At 54.3% G+C, this 21,095-nt stretch carries 18 protein-coding genes; 9 read left to right on the forward strand and 9 right to left on the reverse strand.

Annotation, left to right across the window (positions count from 1 at the left end):
- From AC2FM5_RS12380 to AC2FM5_RS12390, 3 genes are all read right to left on the reverse strand, one after another.
- Nucleotides 1-1,306: ABC transporter substrate-binding protein (locus AC2FM5_RS12380; protein ID WP_496735881.1), on the reverse strand; the 1,306-nt coding region annotated here is incomplete at its 3' end.
- A gap of 54 nt (nt 1,307-1,360) precedes the next feature.
- Nucleotides 1,361-2,935 carry an ABC transporter substrate-binding protein gene (locus tag AC2FM5_RS12385; protein ID WP_170442185.1) on the reverse strand — a complete coding sequence of 525 codons (1,575 nt, stop codon included), beginning with the start codon at nt 2,933-2,935 and terminating at the stop codon, nt 1,361-1,363.
- Nucleotides 2,936-3,571: 636 nt separating this feature from the next.
- Nucleotides 3,572-4,597, reverse strand: a complete 1,026-nt coding sequence (locus tag AC2FM5_RS12390; RefSeq protein ID WP_496735883.1) for a helix-turn-helix domain-containing protein — start codon at nt 4,595-4,597, stop codon at nt 3,572-3,574.
- 182 nt (nt 4,598-4,779) lie between these two features.
- On the opposite strand from AC2FM5_RS12390, the gene AC2FM5_RS12395 reads away from it, so the two are divergent.
- The 7 genes from AC2FM5_RS12395 (at nt 4,780) to AC2FM5_RS12425 (ending at nt 10,945) form a co-directional block, all read left to right on the forward strand.
- Nucleotides 4,780-5,676 carry an amidohydrolase family protein gene (locus tag AC2FM5_RS12395; RefSeq protein ID WP_496735885.1) on the forward strand — a complete coding sequence of 299 codons (897 nt, stop codon included), beginning with the start codon at nt 4,780-4,782 and terminating at the stop codon, nt 5,674-5,676.
- A gap of 111 nt (nt 5,677-5,787) precedes the next feature.
- Nucleotides 5,788-6,213 (forward strand): hypothetical protein, encoded by a 426-nt coding sequence (locus tag AC2FM5_RS12400; protein WP_496735887.1) that lies wholly within the window; start codon nt 5,788-5,790, stop codon nt 6,211-6,213.
- Nucleotides 6,214-6,277: 64 nt separating this feature from the next.
- Nucleotides 6,278-6,571: a hypothetical protein gene (locus tag AC2FM5_RS12405; RefSeq protein ID WP_496735889.1), complete on the forward strand. Its 294-nt coding sequence runs from the start codon at nt 6,278-6,280 to the stop codon at nt 6,569-6,571.
- A gap of 128 nt (nt 6,572-6,699) precedes the next feature.
- Nucleotides 6,700-7,080, forward strand: a complete 381-nt coding sequence (locus tag AC2FM5_RS12410) for a hypothetical protein (RefSeq protein WP_496735891.1) — start codon at nt 6,700-6,702, stop codon at nt 7,078-7,080.
- A 263-nt stretch (nt 7,081-7,343) separates the two neighbouring features.
- On the forward strand, nt 7,344-7,889 hold the full coding sequence (locus AC2FM5_RS12415) for a DUF3299 domain-containing protein (RefSeq protein WP_496735893.1): 546 nt from the start codon (nt 7,344-7,346) through the stop codon (nt 7,887-7,889).
- Entirely contained in the window at nt 7,853-8,092 is a 240-nt protein-coding gene (locus tag AC2FM5_RS12420) for a hypothetical protein (protein WP_496735895.1), read from the forward strand. The genes AC2FM5_RS12415 and AC2FM5_RS12420 overlap by 37 nt, the downstream gene beginning before the upstream one ends.
- A gap of 108 nt (nt 8,093-8,200) precedes the next feature.
- Nucleotides 8,201-10,945, forward strand: coding sequence for an AsmA family protein (locus AC2FM5_RS12425; RefSeq protein WP_496735897.1), 2,745 nt, complete (start codon nt 8,201-8,203; stop codon nt 10,943-10,945).
- A gap of 11 nt (nt 10,946-10,956) precedes the next feature.
- Here the strand turns inward: AC2FM5_RS12425 and AC2FM5_RS12430 are convergent, their stop codons facing one another.
- Nucleotides 10,957-11,457: a hypothetical protein gene (locus tag AC2FM5_RS12430; RefSeq protein WP_170357416.1), complete on the reverse strand. Its 501-nt coding sequence runs from the start codon at nt 11,455-11,457 to the stop codon at nt 10,957-10,959.
- A gap of 510 nt (nt 11,458-11,967) precedes the next feature.
- On the opposite strand from AC2FM5_RS12430, the gene AC2FM5_RS12435 reads away from it, so the two are divergent.
- A complete protein-coding gene (locus AC2FM5_RS12435) occupies nt 11,968-12,696 on the forward strand; it encodes an SDR family NAD(P)-dependent oxidoreductase (protein WP_170357411.1) in 729 nt (242 codons plus the stop codon).
- A 49-nt stretch (nt 12,697-12,745) separates the two neighbouring features.
- On the opposite strand, the gene AC2FM5_RS12440 is transcribed toward AC2FM5_RS12435, so the two are convergent.
- Both AC2FM5_RS12440 and AC2FM5_RS12445 read right to left on the reverse strand, forming a co-directional pair.
- Nucleotides 12,746-13,501: an N-acyl homoserine lactonase family protein gene (locus AC2FM5_RS12440; protein ID WP_496735900.1), complete on the reverse strand. Its 756-nt coding sequence runs from the start codon at nt 13,499-13,501 to the stop codon at nt 12,746-12,748.
- A 478-nt stretch (nt 13,502-13,979) separates the two neighbouring features.
- Nucleotides 13,980-14,564 carry a TetR/AcrR family transcriptional regulator gene (locus AC2FM5_RS12445; protein ID WP_254435495.1) on the reverse strand — a complete coding sequence of 195 codons (585 nt, stop codon included), beginning with the start codon at nt 14,562-14,564 and terminating at the stop codon, nt 13,980-13,982.
- A 189-nt stretch (nt 14,565-14,753) separates the two neighbouring features.
- Between AC2FM5_RS12445 and AC2FM5_RS12450 the strand changes: the two genes are divergently transcribed.
- A complete protein-coding gene (locus tag AC2FM5_RS12450; RefSeq protein WP_496735918.1) occupies nt 14,754-16,148 on the forward strand; it encodes an aminotransferase in 1,395 nt (464 codons plus the stop codon).
- Between the two features lie 63 nt (nt 16,149-16,211).
- On the opposite strand, the gene AC2FM5_RS12455 is transcribed toward AC2FM5_RS12450, so the two are convergent.
- From AC2FM5_RS12455 to AC2FM5_RS12465, 3 genes are read right to left on the reverse strand one after another with little or no spacing between them, the layout of a single operon-like run.
- A complete protein-coding gene (locus tag AC2FM5_RS12455; protein WP_496735902.1) occupies nt 16,212-17,780 on the reverse strand; it encodes a trimethylamine methyltransferase family protein in 1,569 nt (522 codons plus the stop codon).
- A 25-nt stretch (nt 17,781-17,805) separates the two neighbouring features.
- On the reverse strand, nt 17,806-19,005 hold the full coding sequence (locus tag AC2FM5_RS12460; protein WP_496735904.1) for an aromatic ring-hydroxylating oxygenase subunit alpha: 1,200 nt from the start codon (nt 19,003-19,005) through the stop codon (nt 17,806-17,808).
- A gap of 8 nt (nt 19,006-19,013) precedes the next feature.
- A complete protein-coding gene (locus AC2FM5_RS12465; protein ID WP_496735906.1) occupies nt 19,014-21,080 on the reverse strand; it encodes an oxidoreductase in 2,067 nt (688 codons plus the stop codon).
- Nucleotides 21,081-21,095 lie beyond the last annotated feature (15 nt).

The following is a 21,095-nucleotide window of genomic DNA, read 5'->3' on the forward strand; positions in this document are numbered from 1 at the left end:
TCTTTTCCTCATTCGGGGTCGAAGCGAGAAAACGCACGGGATGCTCGGCATCAAACGTACCGGGTGACCAACCCAACAGATACATATCAAAATTGTCGGCCCGCAGTTCAGGCCAGTAGTTCTGAACCGGCATCGCATCGAGCGTCACGTTCAGCCCGGCCTGAGACAGCATGGCGGTGATCGCCTGGCAAACAGCTTCGTCGTTCAGGTAGCGATTGTTGGGGCACTTAAAGCTGATCTCGGCCCCCTCAGCGCCAGCCTCAGCCAGCAAAGCCTTGGCACCCTCGGGATCGTAGCCATAGGGGTCCGCATTTGCAGCCGAATAGCCGCGCATCGCAGGACTGACCAACTGGCTCGCCACCTCAGCATTGCCGCGCATGATGGTTTGCAGGATAGCGGGAACGTTAACTGCCTTTGCCACCGCCTCGCGGACGCGCACATCTCGGAAAAGGTCCGAGCCACCCTGCCCGGCTTCGCTCGCGCCTTCCTTCTGATCAAACCCCAGCATGATCACGCGCGCTTCGACGCCCTGAATGACCTTCACATCCGGATTGCCTTGCAACCGAGCCACATCCTGAATTGGGACCGGGTTGATGAAGTCGACATCTCCGGACAACAAAGCCGCCAGAGCGGTTGCCGGGTTTTGGATTGGCACCAATTCAGCGCGGGTCAGGTTGTGTTCTGCTGTGTCCCACCAGCCGTCGAACGGCTCCAGAACAGTGCGCAGGCCCGGCTCTCGAGCGGTAACTCGGAAAGCACCGGTGCCATTGGCGTTCAGGGTCGCATAGTTGCCCGATTCTTTGTCAGGCAGTGCTGCGTCGTTTGCCTCGGCCCAGCCGCTATCCATGATCATCCAGTTGGCAATGCTGTCCGGAAAAATCGGGTTCGGCGCGGTGGTCATGACATCGACGGTGTAGTCGTCAACCTTCACCACCTCGCTGACGGGTGCGAACCAGCTGCGTGTGTCCGAATTTTCGTCAGACGCCCGCTGGTACGAGAAGATCACGTCATCCGCATTGAATTCAGAACCATCATGAAACGCTACGCCCTCGCGCAGTTTGAACCGCCATCCAGCTCCGTCCCCGATGGTCTCCCAACTGGTGGCCAGCGCCGGTTCAATGGTCATGTCCTTGCCCCTGCGCACAAGCCCTTCGTAGACGTTGTTCAAGAAACCTAGAACCGGGGCAGAGTTGACGGCATGCGGATCCATTGTTTGCGGGTCCGTTGTAACGGCAAACGTGAACTCTTCGCCTGCGACGGGCAAGGCAAGCGCGCAGAATAGCGCGGCAGTGGTCAGACGTTTCATGATAGCTCCCACTCTTTGGTGGCGGGCCTCGCATCCCGAGGCCCGCCACGTTTCTTACTTCAGGCCAAAATGCTTGACCATAGGCTGATCTTCGGGATCAACGTTGATGTCCAGGTTTTCAGCCATACCCCAGTTCAACACTTGATGGTGGATCGGAATATACAGCTGTTCATCCTGCACCACCCGCCAGATCTCGGCGATAGCCTGATCTCGCGCGACGAGATCCGTGTTCGAGGCCAGCGACTCGATCTTGGCATCCAACTCATCATTGTCATACCCGGTGCCGTTCCACGTCCCGATGTCGCTTTCACGGCCATGGACCAGGAAGTTGAAGATGTATTCCGAGTCATACGTCGGAACGCCCCAACCCAGCATGTAGAAATCGGTCTTTCCGTCCGTGATCAGCGGGAAATGCTGCGCTTTCGGTTTGGCATCCAGATTCACAGTGATGCCAATCTGACCCAGCATCCCGACAGCGGCCTGACAGATACCTTCGTCGTTGATGTACCGGTCGTTGGGACAATCCAGCCGGATCGAGAAACCGTCCGGATAACCCGCTTCGGCCAAAAGCGCCTTTGCACCTTCAACATCCGTGCTGCTTTCACTGTCCATCTCGGCAGTCCAGCCGTTCACGAACGGCGGGGCGATCATCCCGGCAGGTTGCGACTGACCGCGCATGACCACCTGTTGGATGGCATCTCGATTGATCGCTTTGGACATGGCCCGACGAACGCGGACGTCGGCAAGTGGGTTCTTGCCATCGACGTTATCCGCCTCGATGTCATCCGAGCCCTGGTTCATGCCAAAGAAGATCACCCGGTTTTGCGGCGCTTGTTTGACGACCAAACCGTCGACGGCATTCACCCGGTCCAGGTCCTGCACCGGCATATCCTGAAGGAAGTTCACCTCGCCCGACAGCATTGCCGCAACGCGGGTCGCGTCATTCTGGATCGGGGTATAGATGATTTCGCTGATCGCCATCGGGAACTGATCACGCCCCCAATAATCTTCGTTCCGCTCCATCACCGTTTTGACGTCTGGTTCGCGGCTGACCAGTTTGTAGGGGCCGGTTCCATTCACATTGACGGTCGCAAAGGTGATCTCACCGCCTTCAAAGTCCTGAACGTTGACCGCGTTATTCGCCTCGGTCCAGCCCTTGTCCATGATGAACAGGTCGGTGAGGTTCGCAGGCAGAATGGGGTTCGGACCGTCCGTCTCGATCTCGATCGTGTGGTCGTCGACAGCGCGCACCTCGACAATCGAATTGATCAGTTCTTTCATGTCCGAGTTCGGCTGCTTCGCACGGTTGATGCTGAACACCACGTCTTCTGCAGTGAAATCGGCGCCGTCGTGGAATTTCACGCCCTGACGCAGATTGAACACCCAGACATTCGGATCACTCTCGCTGGGGGCCCAATCGGTCGCCAGCGCAGGCTCGAAAGCACCGCTCGTATCCCGAATGATCAGAGGTTCATACATCTGGTGGCGCACGGTATGCGTCGGCCCTTCGTTCTGCGAATGCGGGTCAAGCGTCAGCGCATCCCCCGAGCGCGCCCAACGCAGAGTTTCGGCACTGGCCAAAGACGTCGTCGTCATCAAAAGCGTCAGTACGAGTATTGGATTTTTCATTATTTTCTCCCATATTGCAGCCGTTTAACTGCATTGAATTCACGATACCGTGTCGCAAATTTCTGTTAACGTTATGGCTGCGGATAGCATACCAACTGCGAATGCATGTCAATCGTTCAACTCGGTTTTGATTTGCTAAACACAAGCGACACGGGACTTCAGGGGGACAGCCACTCTCCCCAAAAACACCGCATCAAGTGTCTATTACTCAGACGAAAGGAACACAAACCGCAATCATCAAGCTTCATGGTCCAACAAGTAGATCCAGATAGCGCTGACGGGAACTGCGCTGCTCACAATCTGGATAATTGTCCGCTTCATAAAGCGATTGCCACGCTGTTTTGATCTGTTGCCAGAATTGCAATCCTCCCGAGGTGCTTTCGCTCATTCGCAATGCGGAGAAAGTTGCCGTAGGCTCATTGCTTTCTGATGACTGGTCTCAGCCCAAACCGGACGTTCAGCCCAGAACTTTGCAATTCTAGCTTTTTGCAGAACCGGACATGCGTGAATGGTGTTGCAGGCGCTCGACCAGTTTTTCACAACGTGCGCGCAATTTGGGATTTATACGGCTAGTGTTCTCATCCAATGCTCGAAGAAACGACGGCGAGCTGCATGCGACCGCACTGGCGCCGGTTTTCAGCCCAGTTCTTTTACCGTTTTCTTAAAACCCGACGGCGACATTCCAGACCATTTACGGAAGGCCCTCGAAAACGCAGTGGGGTCTGCGTAACCAAGCCGCAGTGCGGTCTCACCAACGGACTTTCGCACCGGACCCAGCAGCTTCTTTGCTTCTTCCAGTTTGACAGCAGATATGACCTGAGATGCTGATTGCCCATAAGAGGCCAGCCGGTTGTTCAATGTCTCCCGGTGGAAACCGCATAGGCGCGCCAGTTCGTCAACACCAAATCCCGGCTCGCCAAGATGAATCCGGATGAGGCCCTGAAGCCCGGCTAAGAAATCTTGAGGCGCATGCTGGTCGAGGAAATCGCTTGTCAGGTCTGACGGGTTTTCCAATGTTTCCGAGAGCAACTGATGGCTCAGCCAGGGTGAAGGAAACCGGATCGAAAAGCCCTGAGGGCTACACTTAATGGCTTGAACACCATGAAAGTGCTTTGGCAACACGTCAGGTTCGCTTACCCGTAAAATGATCTGGCTCGGGTCCCACCTGAAATCGAGAACCCGATGCAGCAATGATACCCAGATGCTCGCCAGAAATGCGTCGGTCTGTCCGGGTGAAACCGAAATGCTGAAATTCCGCTTAGCACTGAAATAAGCGTGCTCCCCTTCCACAAGCAGCGACTGCGTGACCGCGTTGGATTCTTTCGAGACGGCTTGAGTGTAGCGCGTAAAGAAGTCGCCCAGCGTCAACGCCTCTGCCAACATGTCACCAAGAGGCAGAAACCGAACAAGGTCGATTGATTGACCAACTTGCGCACAGAAGTCCGGTGATGTTGCGTCAGCAGCGGCTTGATGGATTTTATAAATCGTTTCGTGTGGCAGGAAATTCTGGCGATCCATCACCTGAACTTCGCTCACGCCAAGAGGGTCCAGAACGAAGGCTGGTTCAACACCGGCACCACGCAAAGCAGCTACCACCGGTGCAGCAACCGATGCCCGAACCAGCGGCAAGGCCTTCTTTGTGTTTTGCTCAAATACGCCCATGTCGCCCTCAAATATCATGAAGGTAACGACAGAAAGACAGAAAACACACAAAAAGGCGCCAAAAGCATGCAGAATGCCAAATCAATTTGGCGCAGCCCGCCATACTGTCAGGCAAAATCCGGCAATCACTCTAAAATCATATTCAGAAACATACATCTTTGATTCGTATTTGGAGGGCCTCAATGACACCGAAATTCAAACACCTGGTGGCCACGACAGCCTTTTCTGCAAGCCTGGCAATCGCGGGCCAAGGTTTTGCGCAGGATGAGAGCTTTCCAATCCTATTTACCAACGTGCACGTATTTAACGGTGTCGATGAACAGCGAATTGAGAACGCAAACGTTCTGGTCGTGGACAATCTGATCGCGGAAGTATCGTCGGAACCGCTGGCCGTTGCCAATGCCCAGATCATTGACGGTGGAGGTCGAACGCTGATGCCGGGCTTGATCGATGCGCACGTACATATGGCAATCACCGAGCCCGTCGCGGACCTGAGGGACAATTTTGACTGGATGTATTGGGGCGCGGTTTCCACAATTGAAGCCGAGAAAATGCTACTGCGTGGTTTTACAACCGTTCGGGATGCGGGTGGCCCGGCAATTGGTCTGCAAAAAGCTATTGATCGTGGAAAGGCCGTAGGGCCAAGGATTTACGCATCAGGGCCGGTCATCTCGCAGACTTCCGGACATGGCGAGCATCGGGTCTATACCGAACCCCACCCGAACTTCATGGGGGCGCAGCCGTCTTTCTTCAACCAGCATGTCGAGTTCTTGGCCGATGGCGTGCCCGAAGTACTGCGGGCAACGCGCGAAGCGCTGCGTATGGGCGCTGTGCAGATCAAGGTAATGGCAGGCGGTGGTGTGTCATCTTCGGTTGATCCGTTGCACACCGTTCAAGGATTACCGGAAGAGTTGGAGGCTTCGGTTCGCGCGGCGGCTGATTGGGGAACCTATGTCATGGTCCACGCGTATAACGACGACTCGATCCTGCGGTCGCTGGAAGCGGGCGTCATCAGCATAGAACATGGACAACTGATGACTGAAGTGTCAGCGCAGGCCATCAAGGATTCTGGCGCCTAGATCGTCCCGTTTTATTCTCTGCTTGGGCTTGATGAGGAAGTTGTAAAGAAGGCGCTTGGCCCTGCGGCAGCTCCCAAATTCCTTGATGTTCAGGCAGGTGCGCGCAACCAGATGAAACTGTTGAAAGAGTATGAGATCGAGAACGTTGCGTTCTCGACCGATATCATCGGCGATCCCGTCGCGCTGACCAAGCAAAACGATGATTTCAAATACCGGCTGGAGGCATGGACTTCACACGAAATCCTGCAACAAGCCACGTCAAAGTCCGCCGCACTTCTGGCGCTTTCAGGAAAACTCAACCCCTACACAGCAGGCCCGCTGGGTGTGATCGAACAGGGCGCATATCCCAACAAACTGGGCGTGATCGAAGAAGGGGCCTATGCAGACATCCTTATTGTCGACGGGAACCCACTGGAGGACCTGTCGGTTCTTGGCGCAAATCCGAAATGGTTTGATGCACCTGCGCGTGATCGAGGGTTTGAGACCATTCGCGTGATCATGAAAGACGGCGTCTTCTACAAGAATACACTCGAATGAGCAGAGTATGCGGGAATTTGACACCTGCGCCTTGCATCGTCGATCCTGAACAGGGGAGCGATCAATGAACAAGGCAATCGCAGTAGCTCTTTGCGTTTTTGGGATCGGCGTTGCTGGAGCAGCAGCGGAACAAACCCAAAGCCGATACTATCTGGGGATCGGGGAACCAAACCCCGATGCCTGGCAAACCATGATCGACAACCCGACCGACCGGGAAAAGGACATGGGCGCTGCACTCGCCGCAATGGGCGGTGAGATGATAAGCTATTTTTGGGGACTGGCAGATGGCAAGAACTACATCACCGTCCGTTTCCCGGACGATCCAGGCATGGTGCAGGCCATGTATTTTCGCGTCTGAGCCAAGGGGTGCTAAAAGACTACAGGTTCATCGAACTGATGACGAGCGCGGACATGGTTGAAGCCCTGAAGCGCGTGCCGGAATTTTCAACTCCGGTTGAATGAAGTTAGGAAGCAAAGGAACAGTCTATGAAGATCGTGTACGGAATTCTCGCAGCCTTATCAGTTGTGTTTTTCATCCTTGGAGGCAGCGATGCTTATGCCAAAGACAACAAGGGTAAGAAGCCGAACAAGGGCGGCAAGGACGGAAATGTCAGCATTCAGATCGAAGACAAACCCGGCAAAGGCCCAAAGGCTGTGCCACCTGGCCAGATCAAGCGCTACACGCGCGGTGCCAAGCTCCCATCTGACCTGGAGTTCGAAGAAATCGGGGACCTTTCCAAATGGAAGCTGAAGGAGCCGGGCAATGGAAACCGCTACATTCAGGTCGATGGTGAAGTCCTCGAAGTTACGAATGACCTCTCTACCGTTGTTGATGCTGTCGGCATCGTCGGTGATCTTCTCAACTAGACTAAGGTACGGTGTTTCAGGGCAAGAATTACCTCGTTTGCCCTGACGCTGGCCGGGGCGATCTTTCTGTGAACCCCGGCCCAAGGTCAAAACCCGGACACCAGACCTAGCGATGGAAAAAGCCCTTCTTGTATTTTTTGCGCTTGCTACCCTTTCGTGAGCACGCGTCCTGCTCGCGCAGGAATCCGGTGCAACTGAATGATGACCCGTCAGAGCCAGTGGCAATGGGAGCTGCTTTGCGGACAATTGAGGAGCATATGACAATGCGTCTTTCCTTTGCAGTAATAACTACATGCTTTTTGGCATTGCCGGCTCATTCGGAAGGTAATCGTGTTGAGTGGTCAGACCTGATCGTTGAATCCGCTCAGGACTACGAAGATCCTTTCGTTGAATTGACTGACAAACAGCTTAACGCGCTTCGTAAATTGGTCAGGTTGCAAGCACTACTAGAAAAAGTCGGGGCCACGCCAGAACAGCTGGACCAGCTTCAACTGGATATCGAGACGACCGAAGCAACCCTTGCTGAGGAAGGCATTGATGCGAACTGGCTGATTTCCCAACGCTGGGTTGTGATGGAAAGACGTGAAAAGGCGGGCACGGCCGCCAATGTCGACATCGATGGTGCGAACGTTTCGTTGGGCGGATTTGTGATCCCGGCACCCCGCGACGAAGATGGCTCCCAAATGGCATATATCGTGCCGGAACGTGGAATGTGTAGCCACGTGCCGCCTCCACCACCAAACCAGATGGTGCGTTTGCACCTAAGTGACTCATGGACGCCATCGACGCTTTACGAACCATCGCTGTAACTGGGCAAATCAGGATCGACCCGACGCAGAAAGAAATGCTGGTTGTTGATGGTCCCGTTCTCATGAAGGCTGCGTTTACTTTGGAGGTCGATGACGTTCAGACTTTTGGACCAATTCAGTCTTCCAAAGAGGCTACGACCAATAGGGCAAGCGTACTGATGGGAAGAATAATAGCGACTGGCGGGGCTATCAAAGACGAATAGTGACACGGCCCAACTGACCTGAATATGGTTTAGAAGGGGCGTTCAGTTAGGTGGGCCGAATATCTGCTTGTGAGAGACTGAACGGCGAAAGCGGCGATAGGGGAGCGCATGAGGGTTTGGCTATTTAGGGTAATTGGGCTTGTTGCACTTCTCGCTTTCGCAGCAGTTGCGTTTGTTTGGTTGTTGTTTGCTGCTCCGATGTTCTCGGACATGCGACGCGACCTTGTGGAAAGAGTTCTTTCGGAACAAATTGGTCGGCCACTTCTTGTCCATGATGATGTAAGCGTCGCGCTTGGCCGTACGAGTTACATTTACGTAGGTGGTGTGGTCATCCCGAGCCTGACAATGCCGGAGTCAGCTCTTGTGGAATTGAACCTGCTGGAACTGGAGCTGGATATCGCCGCTTTGGCCAACAGGCGCCTGCACTTTGACAATCTCGTCGTGGAAGGCCTCCAAGCAAATCTTCTGACGGCCGAAGACGGTACCACAAGCTGGCGAAAAGGCGAGCCAACACCCAAGCCAACTTCAGAGGAAACTGTATCAGCGGATGATCAAAAAGACGTCGCGAGCGCTGATGGTACCGATAAGACCGACACGGAAAGCAGTGGAATTCTGAACTTCCTGAGCGACAAGAACGTCAGCTTCAGGTCAATCGGGTTAAACATCGACGACAAGGTCTCGGGCTTCTCATTTGTGTTTGACCTTCAGTCACTCGCGCTCGAACAAGTAGATAATGGACACAGAACAAAGGTCTCGGGCTCCGGCTCCGTCAACGGTCAGGTTTTCGAAATCGAAGGCGACTACCCACACGCCGCACCGTTTACGACACGCGCCAGTTTTGGCGAAATGACCGTAAGCTACGATGGCGAGCCCTTCTCGGCAGATGAAGGGGGCGGCTATCGCGCAGTCTTGGAGATGGACACAGGTGAATTCGGTGATTTTCTGGACGTCATCGGGCTGGAACGCGTTCTGGAAGGCAATGGCCAGTTGCAGGCTGAGCTCGTGTCTCAGGACGCTCTGAAGATCGAGGCGTTTACAACCACCGTAAGCCTGGAAGATGGACAGAAACTCGAAGCTGAAGGTTCAATAGATGACCTCTACACCGCTCAGGGCGTCGATCTGCTTTTCAACGCGCGACTTTATCCCGAAGGACAGCCGCCACCAGCAGCAAAAAGTATCCAGGAATTGAAGTTCACGGGCTTTGAAATGTATATGGTCGGATCCCTGGCTTCCTTCGAATTCGAGAAGTTGCTGTTCCAAACTAATGCATTCGACCAGGGGTTAGACGTAATCGGTCCAGCCTCAATCGAAAGCATTCGCCGCATGCCGGACGGCCGGCTCGCCATGCTGGGCATCGCGCTGCAAGCCGGTCCAATTGAAGAGCCTGTCCTGAAAGCCGAAGGTAAAATCCTCGATCTGCTTCAGCTTCAGGACGTGACTTTCGATGGGGAGCTAAACGGGCCCGCCAAGTTGATTTTGCCCAACCTCGATGAAGTCTACGTTGACCAGTTCGGCGGCATCAAAGCCGATTTCGACATATCTAACGCGGGTGGGCCGGTTTCACTCAACAGGTTTAACGCGACTACTTACGACACCGATCTCTGGGCACTCGATCTCGCACTTTCTGTCAACGAGCTAAAAGGGCTCTCCGGTCTCGATTTCGACGTGGAACTGGACATCAACGACAGCGCCAAGTTTCTGACCGCAGTGGATCTGCAGCCTGTCGAGATCGGAGCACTAGCTATTGATGCGGAAACCTCCAAACAGGGCGAGGACTTTGATGCCGCAATCCAGTTCGAAGCCGGGTCCTCGCATCTTCTTGCAGCATTGGACGCAAATTTCCCCGAGGGCGCTACTGTTGTTCGGGGCAACATCACCAGCGAAAAGCTTGATCTCAACGACCTGAAGAACCTGACTGCCGTGCTGGACCAACTGAAAAGCTTGGTAGGCGAGACCACAAAGGAACCTGAAGCCGAAGTTCAACCTTTGGTTTTACCGAAGGAGACAGACGTCCAGCCCTTGGTATTGCCAAAGGAAAAAGGGAAACCTGCCGATCTTCTGGATGTGCAGCGCGTGCTGCGAGAAGCTGACGTCGAGGTACAGATCGAATTCAAAGAGATTGTAGGCCAGCAAGGCGTAACGTCTGTTTCAAGCCAATTGTCTGCCAAAGACGGAACCGTGGATTTCGGGCCTCTTCAGATGGCTTATGGTGGCGGAAACTTCAGCCTGCGGGCGGTCATGGATCTGATTGACTCTCCTGATTGGCTTTCATTGTCGGGATCGACCTCGGGATGGGAATTCGGCGAAATCATGGATGAGTTGGGCATTGGTATTGAGGCCTATGGACGTTTGAGCGGTGAGTTCAACGTTTCTGGCAGTACCGCCTCGGGCAAGGCCTTCGTCAATTCGATGCGTGGCAATGCGTCGTTGTCGATGTCGCAAGGTTACATTAGTACCAGTCTACTAGAGTTGGCCGGGCTGGGTATTTTCCCCTGGCTCTTTTCAGAAGAGTTCCGACAAGGCTATACCGACATCACTTGCGTGGTCGCCCCGGTTGATATCCAAGCCGGGCGAGTCAGGTCAAACTCCATCGTCATCGAAACAGGATCGGTTCAATTGGTTGCCAGGGGGCAAGTGGACTGGCTGAACGATACGATAGCGCTCAGAGCGGAGCCTCGGCGCGTTGGCAAACCTCTATCCCGAAGCGCCTGGCCCTTTGATGTGACTGGCCAGCTTTCGTCGCCAAAGTTCAAGCTGGATGTGGGCGGGTCCAGAAACAAGGCTCCAGAAGGCGCTGATGCTATGCCTACCAACAGGCAACCTTGTGTGCCGGACATCAATCAATTGCAATAATTGGAAGCTACTTAGTTCTTCAGTGGTTCCGGCTGTTCGGCCTGACACGCCAGAACCGCTTCGATTGCTTTTGCAGACCCGCTGAGATCGAGTTCCACCTCGGCCCCACTTTCACCTATAATCGTAACGCTTTGGCGTTTTCCAAACTCGGTTACAAAAGCCGGGTTGTCGAAAAAGGCGTAACCGCCGGGCACGCCATTCTTGAAGACACCAATTGCCTCGCCTTCGAATTGCGCATCACCAAAATCGAACTTCACGATGCCCTTCGCGCCGTCCTCGATCTGAACCCAGGCCGGATTAAAGGCGGCAAAAAAACCACCGGCCTGATTGGGCGCCGCGCCTATTTCAACAGTCATTTCATTTTCAAAGGGCTTCCACGCGAGACAACCATTGCCCTTTTCGGGATCAATCAGGATTGTCCAGTCCCCGGATTCACCCCACCGCTCCATACCGGCGGCATGAAGTAAGCTTGCACAACACAAAGCCAGTATTGTCAGCACATACCTATACATTTTTGACCCCGGAATAGTTTTGAAGGTTTACCCATCCTACCGATCAAGGAAGATCAATCAAACGATACAAAAGAAGCTTCATGAGGATACAAGTCGTCGGGGCGCAACCGTGAAGTCTAGTTCCTGCTCATCGCCGCATACGCCCTTATTAGAAGGAATGCCCGGTTTGAGCCGTCTGCTGTGCTTTGCAAAGTCCACTTTCTGCGCATTGCTGTCATTGGGGCATCGATCAGCATCAGTCAAAGTAGGCTCAAACCGGTCATTCGCTGCAACTTGCTTGAACGTCTGCTTTGCGGACCATGCTGCCGTTTGCTTCAGTTGCAACGTCGAAAGGCACATCCGGCGCCAAAGCGCGGTGGAATGACATCGCAAGGTCTAACTCCGAGCCCAAACCAGACGCTCACCGAATTTTTTGAGAGATTGACTATCCATACTTGCAGAAACCTGCGTTGCGGGTTTCCTTCTGTAGTTCAAGATATCCACTGTTTCGCCAGGGTTCGAGGAGTTACTATGAAAACAGCCGTTGTGACTGGTGCCGCGGGAGGGATGGGACAGGCTATCTGCCGCCAATTGCGGACATGTGAGTTCCACGTCCTTGGACTGGACCTCAACGAGGAGGGCTTGGATGAACTGGCGGCAGAGTTAGGTTCAAATTTCACACAATTCTGCGTTGACTTGACGGATCCAGTTGCAATCGCGCAGACGTTTGATGGCATAAAGTCAGCTTATGGCGGCCTCGATGCTTTGGTAAACAACGCTGGCACCTGCTTCATGTCCGACTTCCCGCATATACCGCCCGAGGAACTGGAAAGGCAGATGGCAATCAATTTCAACTCTGCGTTCCATTGTTGCCAGCAGGCTGTCCGATTGATGTTGGAACGCGAGGGCGTCAAAAAGATTGTGAATATCTCATCAAACGGAGCTTACAATTTCGATGTATTTGACCCTCCGCACTACCGGGCATCAAAGGCGGCGATGGATACCCTTACGAAAGACCTAGCCCGTCGATACGCAAAGGAAAAAATCTGTGTGAACTCGCTGGCGCCAGCCATGACCGAGACGCCCTTGTTCAATGTCTTGTCTGAGGAAGTCTTGGAGAAAGCCGTTGGCGCCATGCCGCATGGTCATGCGATGCAGCCCGAGCAAGTCGCCTCTTGGGTCAGTTTTCTCATTTCACCGGCCGGTGACGTTTCCAGCGGAAATGTAATCATTCTGAATCAAGGGCGGGACGTCAGGTAGTTTTCAGGAAGATCAATCGATTTCGGGAAAGGTGGACCACCGGTTGGGGTCAACGGTAGACCTCTGGTGCTTTCTTCAGAACTGGCCATTGATTTGGACAATGCCCATAGATCACAAAGGCGTTTCGCTCGGATGCTAGACGCATCAACCTGTCTGCGCTGGCAATCGCGGCTTCTTCGTCCCATGACCCTGCAAATTTCTCATCGATTTCTGACGGTCGGGATATCGCGTCACTGGTGAGCAAAACCGGACCCGAGGGAAGATCGACCATCAGGGCGATCTGGCCTGGTGCATGACCGGGTGCCGCCATTACCAGAATACCTGGTCCAATCTCTACGTCGCCATCAATCAAAAAGTAATCCCGATCGGGCCACTCCAAAGGCTGCACACCGCCCCAATACAATGGACGAGGCAGAGCCCGCTCCACGGAAGAGATCAGTATCGGAATGCTCGGAAAGTCGCCCAATCCCCCGATATGGTCGATATGAGTGTGGGTACAAATCTGCAACGTAATGTCTGATGGAATGAGACCGAGCTTTGCCAGTTGCGCGCGTGGCAGATTTTCCGGTTCACATTTTAGGACTTCGCCAAACTCGTACAAAAGATCTTCTTTGACCGCGGCTTCGGTATCGGTCGCATATTTTTCGGGAAACCCGGTGTCGATGAGTATGGCTTCTCCCAGATCCGTCCGGATCAGAAAGCCGCAGATCCCAATGATGCGACCCGTGGAATGAACCTTGAACAGCCCGTAGTCCAAAACTGCCAGGTCAATCGGCCGCCCTTTGACAAATCCCTCAGCTTGCACAAACTCTCTCCCTCATTGACTGCAAGGATTTTGAGTAGAGTGTGAAAGTCAAGGAGTCCGCCGTCACACTGCACACTATACTAGCTATCACTCAGCCCAGCAGTGCTACGGGTGAAGCTTGGAGCGAGATTGGCGGTCCTGCCCCCAACCATGAGACTTCTTGCTACATATGCCGACGCTGATGTCGTTGTTGTGAAAACGGTCATAACCGGTGGGATTGAAGATGCCGGCTCGGCTCATAACTCCATCTGTAGATTTCCACTGACTTTGTTATTGGAATTTTGCTGATCGCGCGCGGCCGCGGGTTGGAAGCTTCGGCTAGTTCGCTGATCATCGGCGCGCTGCTATTTGGTGTTTTGCATCGCTCATGTGCGTCCAGTAGGCCCAACCAATGACTAACGACTTGCGGCGTTTCATTAACGAGACACGGACGGATTAGGGATTGACCTTGGTAGGTTCCCATTTTCCAAAGCCACCTTCATCCGTAGATCTTTTGGTTGCTAAAGTGTTTTGGAAACATCGATTGCAGTACAAACAGGCAGATCCTCAAAGCCTCCGAAGGTTTGAAGATCTCTGAGTGCAAGTGGTAGTCGGTCCAGAGCCCTTCCAGCAAAGCAACCAATGCGTCTGTTGCAAGATTGACGTCTACGTCATCGTACTGGCCTTCAACCTTTATTTGCTCCAACAGCTCCAGTATCGCCGCCCTGAAACCTTTGTCTCGCGAGTCGATGAAAGGAAATACCTTCGGGTTCGAGAGCGCTTCGGCCCGGAAGGAAAACCAAATTGCGACGTCCCGTGCATTTAGGACCAAGGGATCGAAGTCTGCCTTAATGAAAGAGATTAACTTGTCTGCCGGGTCCAACTCGGGATTGGCTGCGATGACCTTCCACTGCTCCGCGTAGCGGACTGACAATTCCTCAGCCACCGCAAGCAGAAGCTTTTCTTTGGAGCCAAAGTGTAGGTTTACCATCCCTTGCGACAGTCCCGACAACTCTTGGATTCTCGCCGAGGTTGTGCCGCGAATTCCGTACTTGTAGATGGCCTCTGCAGCCGCTTGGATCAACTGCTTTCGGTTCTGCAGCTTACCCAGATCACGGGCATTGGTTGGGATATCAGGCTCGAGAGTAATCTTGTTTGTCCTCCGCTGGGTGGTCGCCCTTTGTCTTCTCGCATTTAGCAGAGCGAAAGTTCAAGAATTGACATTGAATAAATGTTTGTTCATTTTGTGATTTCCATTTCATCAAGGCGCTGCATGACCCTTACCAACTCTGACTTTCGGTCCATTCGCGAGTGGGATAACGAACATTTCCTGCACCCGTGGGAGGGAATGTCATGTTTGGGCCAAAACGAACGCACCTTTGCAGAAAGCGGCCTGGGCGTTCACGTCTTCACTGAGGACGGAAAGCGCCTAATAGACGGCCCTGCTGGCATGTGGTGTATGCAATTGGGCTATGGAAACACTGAAATTGCCGATGCCATGGCCCAGCAGGCGAAAGAGATGGCGTATTTTTCGCCCTTCAACAATGCCAACTCAGCTCCGGCCCGGTTGGCGCATGAGATCGCCAAGAGGACGCCGGGCGACCTGAACCATGTGTTCTTCACGACAGGTGGCTCAACCGCCGTGGATTCCGCTCTTCGGTTTGTGCAGTTTCGCAACAACCTTCTGGGCAAGCCTGAAAAGAAGATCGTGATATCGCGGCAGAAAGCCTATCACGGATCGACCTACCTGGCGGCCTCAGTGTCCGGAAAAGAGCGAGACAAAGGTTGGCTGGACCAGGCAAGTCACCTGACGCGCTTCCTGCCGAATGTGAATCCTTATACGCGTCGCCCCGAGCAGACAGTCGACGACTTTCTGGACGAAAAAATAGCGGATCTGGAAAACATGATCCTGCAGACCGGAGCAGACAAGGTCGCAGCTTTCATCGCTGAACCGATCTTGTGCTCTGGAGGTGTCATCGTACCTCCACCGGGATATCATCTGCGCTGTCTGGAAATCTGCCGAAAGTACGATGTCCTGTATATCTCGGACGAGGTTGTGACTGGGTTCGGACGGCTTGGGCATTGGTTTGCGTCCGAAGCCGTCTTCGGTATTCAGCCGGATATCATCACCTGCGCTAAGGGAATGACTTCAGGGTATGTGCCGATGGGGGCCTGCATCATTTCTGATCGGCTGATAGCAGAAATAAGCGGCGAACACGCCCAGGACGCTACCTTTTCTAATGGCTTCACCTATTCGGGCCACCCAGTAAGCGCGGCGGCCGGTTTGAAGACGATCGAAATCATGGAGCGTGACGGCGTTCTTGAGCATGTCCGCGCGATCACGCCGCTGTTCGCAGAACGCCTTCAGGCCCTAGCTGAATTGCCGCTCGTCGGTGATGCCCGCGGTATGGGGCTGGTTGGATGCGTTGAGTGTGTTGCGGACGCCAAAGCCGATAACTTGCTGGATCTTGATAAATCAGTTGGCGCATTGATCGATCATCATTGTCAGGAGAACGGACTGATCCTGCGGCCAATCATCAATATGTGTGTGTTTTCTCCGCCGTTGATCATTTCGGAAGACGAGTTGAACCAGATGTTCGACATCCTTGAAAAGGGCATCCGGCTGGCGACCGAGGACCTGACGCGCCAGAATGCGTTGAGAACTTAGGAATGGCTTCGGGGTGGCCTCGCAACCTTGCAAGTGGCGAGCCCCTACCGCGACCTGCTACGCTCACCCAGCCCGCATTTCTTCAGGCGGCAACTTGATCGGAAACTTGGATCGAACCTCTTCATCAGCCTTGCTGCCAAAGTAGTTCGGGTAGTGATTGGACAGGATATCGTTCACAACCGACCTGCTCCGCTCGAACATATCCTGACGGCCTGCCTTCTCCCAAGTGTCGGTAAGCTCCCGATCCATCAAGATTGGGTAGACATACTCGGTCTCCATGTATTGCAAGGTCTGCGCATTACCAAGGAAATGACCGGGATCTATTGCGCATTCATGGATGACGTCGACCGAAAGCGTATCGTCACTCACCTCGATCCCGCGCAGTGTTCGAGAGATCATGCCCGCTGCCTCGTTGTCGATCACCATTGACTCAAAGCTACAGCCCATCAGGCTGCCGAGCATTCCACCAAACTCGCACAACCGGTTTGCTCCCGCATGGGCCGCCAAAGCGAAGGTAAGCGCTTTTTCCAGCCCATATTGCGCATCGGGGATTTTGGAATCCGTCATTCCACATCCGACGCTGGTTGGTAGGTTGTAGAAGTTGCCCATCTGAATAGCAGCGGCTGAAATCAAAGCCTGCTCGCCACTTCCGCCAGTAAACGATCCAGTGCGCAGATCAGTAATGAACGGCCAAGCCGCAAAGACGACAGGTGTTCCTGGGTTGATCAGGTTGGCAACGGCCACGCAGGAAAGGGTCTCGGCCACCGCCTGCGCCAGCGTGCCGGCCAATGGCGCAGGTGACGTGGCTCCGGCTTGTGGCGGAACGGCAAGGTCGCAGACAAGGCCCATTTTTGCAGTATCAATCAGGATTTCCAGGTTTTCCCGCCCGAACCGAAGCGGTGAGACGATGGGACAGCCTCCAAAAATCACCGAAGGCTTTTCAAGGAACTTTCCCTCCCCGCCCGATGCCAAATCGAACATATGAATGGCGTCTTTTATGTGTTCGCGCGTGCGGAATGTCAGGCAGGACGGTTTCTCGCTTCCCGCCAGAATGGCGTATAGCATGCTCATGTCATGCTCGTAGTCCTGCGGGACATCCGTTGCCAGAACCGTATCACCGGTCATGTGAATGTTGTCGAGCCGGTCTACAAGTCGGGTGAAATCGTAGATATCCTTGAGCGTTGATGGTCGGTAACTGCGCGTTTCCGCGTCAAACGTTGTCACCGCCGTACCGGAATTTGCGTAATACACCTTGTCCTTGGTGCAGTGCATATCGTCCTTTCCAGCCCGAGATCCGCGTGCATGGACATAGAATTCGCTTGCGGTCTTGGCCAACAGGTCTTCCATCAAGGCCCGAGGAAAGCATAGCCTGCCGTGCTCGTTCACCGTCGCCCCTTTGGGCAGCACGAGATCAAGAACTTCCTGTGTTGGATCACCGACGCCCGTACGCTCCAGAATACTCAGGGCGGCTTCATGAATGCGCGCAATGTCAGCGTCTGAAAGGGGCTTGTATCTTCCTCCGGCAATCCCCGGCCAGATTGCCTGCGAAGCGACATTGCTGGTTCGCACGGCAGCACGTGCCTCACGCCCGCCCCCGCGCCGTCTTGATCTGCGCTTCGTTAACTCTGTCATGGTGTTTCTCCGAATTCTGAGCGTGTCAGATCATGCTGAAGTAGTTGCGATAGAAACCAGGAATGCTCCACTCCATCTCGGACAGCGGTCCCGGCACGAAATGGTGGGAGTTCACACCTTCCTGATTGTGACGGATGATCCGCTCATCATCGAGCGACGTGACATGCCAGAGCCATGTCAACGCATTCTTGTCGTAGTCACGACCCTCTCGAGCATCGCCGCGCACATACCAGACGATCTGAATATCCGTTTCCTGCAGAGCGCGCGGAACGAACCGGTAGCCAACCATGTGATCTGCATAAACAAGGAAGTAGTTCAAAGTCCCGATCCCCAGATCGGTGGCACCGCCGTCGTGACCCTTTAGCTTTCCCAGAGGGGGAGCCAAAGGCGTACCATCCTTGCTGCCCGTCAAATACCCGGGAAACAGCGGGTAGCGCCGCCAATAGACATCTGCACCCGGCGCGAGCGCGTTTTCTCCGGTCAGGTCCAACTCCTCCAAGGGAACTCCGACTTCATCCATCCGCTCGCGAAGAGCGCCGCTGAACTCAAGAACTTGAGCAGGATCTTTCAACGAGTGACTGCGCGAATAGTCCTGATGAGACGGGGCGCAGTGATAGCATTCCAGATAGTTTTCCAAGGCCAGTTTCCAGTTCGCGGGAACCGGATACGAGGCTTCATGAGCGACCTTCAGATTTTCAAAGTCAAACGGCTTTGAAAGTGGAGTGAGTCGCTCCAGCGCGGCATCCAGAGGTGGTGCATTCGCGGCTGCACAGACGAATATAAGACCTTGGTATATCTTCACCTGAACCGGGAACAACCCATACTGGCCCGGATCAAAATCCGATCCCATTGATCGACCGTTCCGCAGTTTGCCGTTCAAGTCGAAAGTCCACGCGTGATACGGACATATGAAGTTGCGGGCTTTGCCTTTCCGTTCGATGCAAACCCGCGATCCACGATGGCGGCATACGTTCAGATGCCCGCGCACTTCGCCCTCACGATCCCGAACGACAATGATGGACTCGGGTCCATAGTCGAACAGGAAATAATCACCCGGCTCAGGGACCTGGCTAACATGGCCGACCCAGATCCAGTTTCGGTTCCAGAACGCACTGATATCGTTCTCGTATACGGCTTGAGACGTGTAGAAGTGACGAGGCAAGGCGAACCCTTCACGTTGCGAGCCCATCAAGTCGCGCATAACTTGCAAATCATCTTTTGGCATGGCGCACCTCATACAAGTTCAAGGGAAACGAGTTCCCGACGAAAAAATTCGCGGTCAATTTCGCCCGCCTCGCGTTCAAAATTCCGAGCAGCCATGTGACCCGAATATACTGCGTCCGCGATCAAGCCGGGGTTTGCTGCATCTCCGATCAATTCCAGCGTAGTCAGCGGGTTGTTGGCCAAGCTGCGCAGCTCATCGTAGAGGTTGGTTTCGCGCGCGCGCTGCGTCACCAACACAACTGAACCACATTCTTTGGTCTGTTCTTGCCCCGTGTACGCACATCGCACGGTCGCCTGCCCCGGCGCCACGTTGTCCAATGTATGAGACAGGACCAGTTGAACGCCGCCCTCCAGAAGACTGCGTTGTACTCGAGTTTGTTCCAGCGTTAGTTCAGTAAACGGCGAAACCATTGAAGCCGGGGTTACAAAGACGACCTCATGTCCAGCCCGAGCCAGATGATCCGCCAATACACCACCGAGATATGCCTGTTCATCATCGTAGACCAAAACCGGACCGCTCCCCGGCAGTGTCCCTGACATGATGTCATCCGGCGTAAATACCTGAGCGCCGCCGCTTATTGATACGCCGTGAAATCCAGATTTCCCGCGCCCGTCTCGTCGCCATTTTGCGCCAGTTGCGACAAAGACGTTCGGAATAGCCAGCTCGACAACCTCGGTTGCTGACAACAGGCTGTCGGTGAACAGTTGAACGTTCCCTCTTTGCCTAAGGTCATAAATCCTGTGATCTGTGACGCGTTTCCAAGCGGACAGCCCGGTCAGACCAGACTCCTGCAAGACACGGCCGCCAAGCTCTTGCTTGGCTTCCGCCAGAGTTACCTCGTATCCCCGCCGCGCCAATTGCATGGCGCATTCAAGTCCGGCTGGTCCGCTGCCCACAACGAGCGCAGTTTTCTCTTTCCCCCGACGCTCAATGAACTCTGGATGCCATTTCCGCCGCCACTCTTCGCCCATGGTCGGGTTTTGTGTGCAGCGTATGGGGACACCGAGAGAGTCGGATGAAACACAGATATTGCAACCGATGCACTCACGGATTTCTTCGATGCGACCTTCCTTGATTTTGTTGGGCAGAAACGGATCAGCGATGGATGGCCTCGCCGCGCCGATAAAATCAAGAATGCCTTTCCTGACCAGTGACGCCATCAAATCCGGCGACGTAAGACGCCCGACGCCAACAACAGGTTTGGAAGTCACCTGTTTCACGAATTCGATATATGAGGTTTGAAAGCCGTCGCGGGGCTCGAACCGGGTAGTTGCAGAGTCGTTGCTCCAATCTGCCACGTTAACATCCCAAAGGTCAGGAAGCTCGGCCAGCAACTCGACTACAGCACGGCCTTCTTCCTGCGCTTGCATGCCGTCTGCCCCGAGCATTTCGTCAACCGCAAATCGCAGGGCAATGGCGCAATCGTCTCCAACCTCTTCCTTGGTTTCTTCAAGAAGCTCGCGGGTTAGCCGCACCCGGTTCTCCAGTGAACCTCCATACTCATCCGTTCGATCATTGAACTGTGGCAGCAGGAAATGATGAGGCAAGGTCATGTGATGCCCGGCATATACATACACGATGTCGAACCCGGCTTCGCGCGAACGGCGAGCCGCTGCGCGATGCCACTTGCGAAATTCGCGAATGTCCGCCTTATCCATCGCCCTGGCTTGCTTGGGATAAGCAGTTTGCAAGGCAAGTTCTGAAGGCGCCAGCAAAGGGGCCCGGCTCAGATGATTTTGCGCGTGGTGACCGTTATGCGCCAATTCAATAGCCGCCAAAGACCCCTTTCCATGCACCGCCTCGGTCATCAGGCGCAGCGCCGGAATATCCCGCTCATCCCAAAGTCGGTTTTCGGCAAACGGGGACAGGTCAGAAGTCGGGTGAATTTCCGTCTCCTGGTTGGAGACGACGGCCCAACCACCCTCGGCCTTCATTGCCCGCATGGCAGCCTCGGCCTGCGGTCGCAAGTGCCCCATGCCGTTGCAGTGGGGCACTTGGTAGAACCGGTTTCGAGCCGTCACTGGCCCAATTTGAACCGGTTCAAAGAGTACAGAATATCCGTCAGCGCCTGACATTGCCGCGCTTCCTCC

It is taken from the genome of Ruegeria sp. BHSA162, assembly GCF_059613385.1.

What these genes read in the sequence shown, in the direction of transcription:
- AC2FM5_RS12420 (WP_496735895.1), top strand. Translation starts at nt 7,853, where the DNA reads ATGGACGCCATCGACGCTTTACGAACCATCGCTGTAACTGGGCAAATC.
- AC2FM5_RS12410 (WP_496735891.1), top strand. Translation starts at nt 6,700, where the DNA reads ATGAAGATCGTGTACGGAATTCTCGCAGCCTTATCAGTTGTGTTTTTC.
- AC2FM5_RS12465 (WP_496735906.1), bottom strand. Translation starts at nt 21,080, where the DNA reads ATGTCAGGCGCTGACGGATATTCTGTACTCTTTGAACCGGTTCAAATT.
- AC2FM5_RS12450 (WP_496735918.1), top strand. Translation starts at nt 14,754, where the DNA reads ATGACCCTTACCAACTCTGACTTTCGGTCCATTCGCGAGTGGGATAAC.
- AC2FM5_RS12415 (WP_496735893.1), top strand. Translation starts at nt 7,344, where the DNA reads ATGCGTCTTTCCTTTGCAGTAATAACTACATGCTTTTTGGCATTGCCG.
- AC2FM5_RS12435 (WP_170357411.1), top strand. Translation starts at nt 11,968, where the DNA reads ATGAAAACAGCCGTTGTGACTGGTGCCGCGGGAGGGATGGGACAGGCT.
- AC2FM5_RS12385 (WP_170442185.1), bottom strand. Translation starts at nt 2,935, where the DNA reads ATGAAAAATCCAATACTCGTACTGACGCTTTTGATGACGACGACGTCT.
- AC2FM5_RS12390 (WP_496735883.1), bottom strand. Translation starts at nt 4,597, where the DNA reads ATGGGCGTATTTGAGCAAAACACAAAGAAGGCCTTGCCGCTGGTTCGG.
- AC2FM5_RS12405 (WP_496735889.1), top strand. Translation starts at nt 6,278, where the DNA reads ATGAACAAGGCAATCGCAGTAGCTCTTTGCGTTTTTGGGATCGGCGTT.
- AC2FM5_RS12425 (WP_496735897.1), top strand. Translation starts at nt 8,201, where the DNA reads ATGAGGGTTTGGCTATTTAGGGTAATTGGGCTTGTTGCACTTCTCGCT.
- AC2FM5_RS12400 (WP_496735887.1), top strand. Translation starts at nt 5,788, where the DNA reads ATGAAACTGTTGAAAGAGTATGAGATCGAGAACGTTGCGTTCTCGACC.
- AC2FM5_RS12395 (WP_496735885.1), top strand. Translation starts at nt 4,780, where the DNA reads ATGACACCGAAATTCAAACACCTGGTGGCCACGACAGCCTTTTCTGCA.
- AC2FM5_RS12460 (WP_496735904.1), bottom strand. Translation starts at nt 19,005, where the DNA reads ATGCCAAAAGATGATTTGCAAGTTATGCGCGACTTGATGGGCTCGCAA.
- AC2FM5_RS12455 (WP_496735902.1), bottom strand. Translation starts at nt 17,780, where the DNA reads ATGACAGAGTTAACGAAGCGCAGATCAAGACGGCGCGGGGGCGGGCGT.
- AC2FM5_RS12430 (WP_170357416.1), bottom strand. Translation starts at nt 11,457, where the DNA reads ATGTATAGGTATGTGCTGACAATACTGGCTTTGTGTTGTGCAAGCTTA.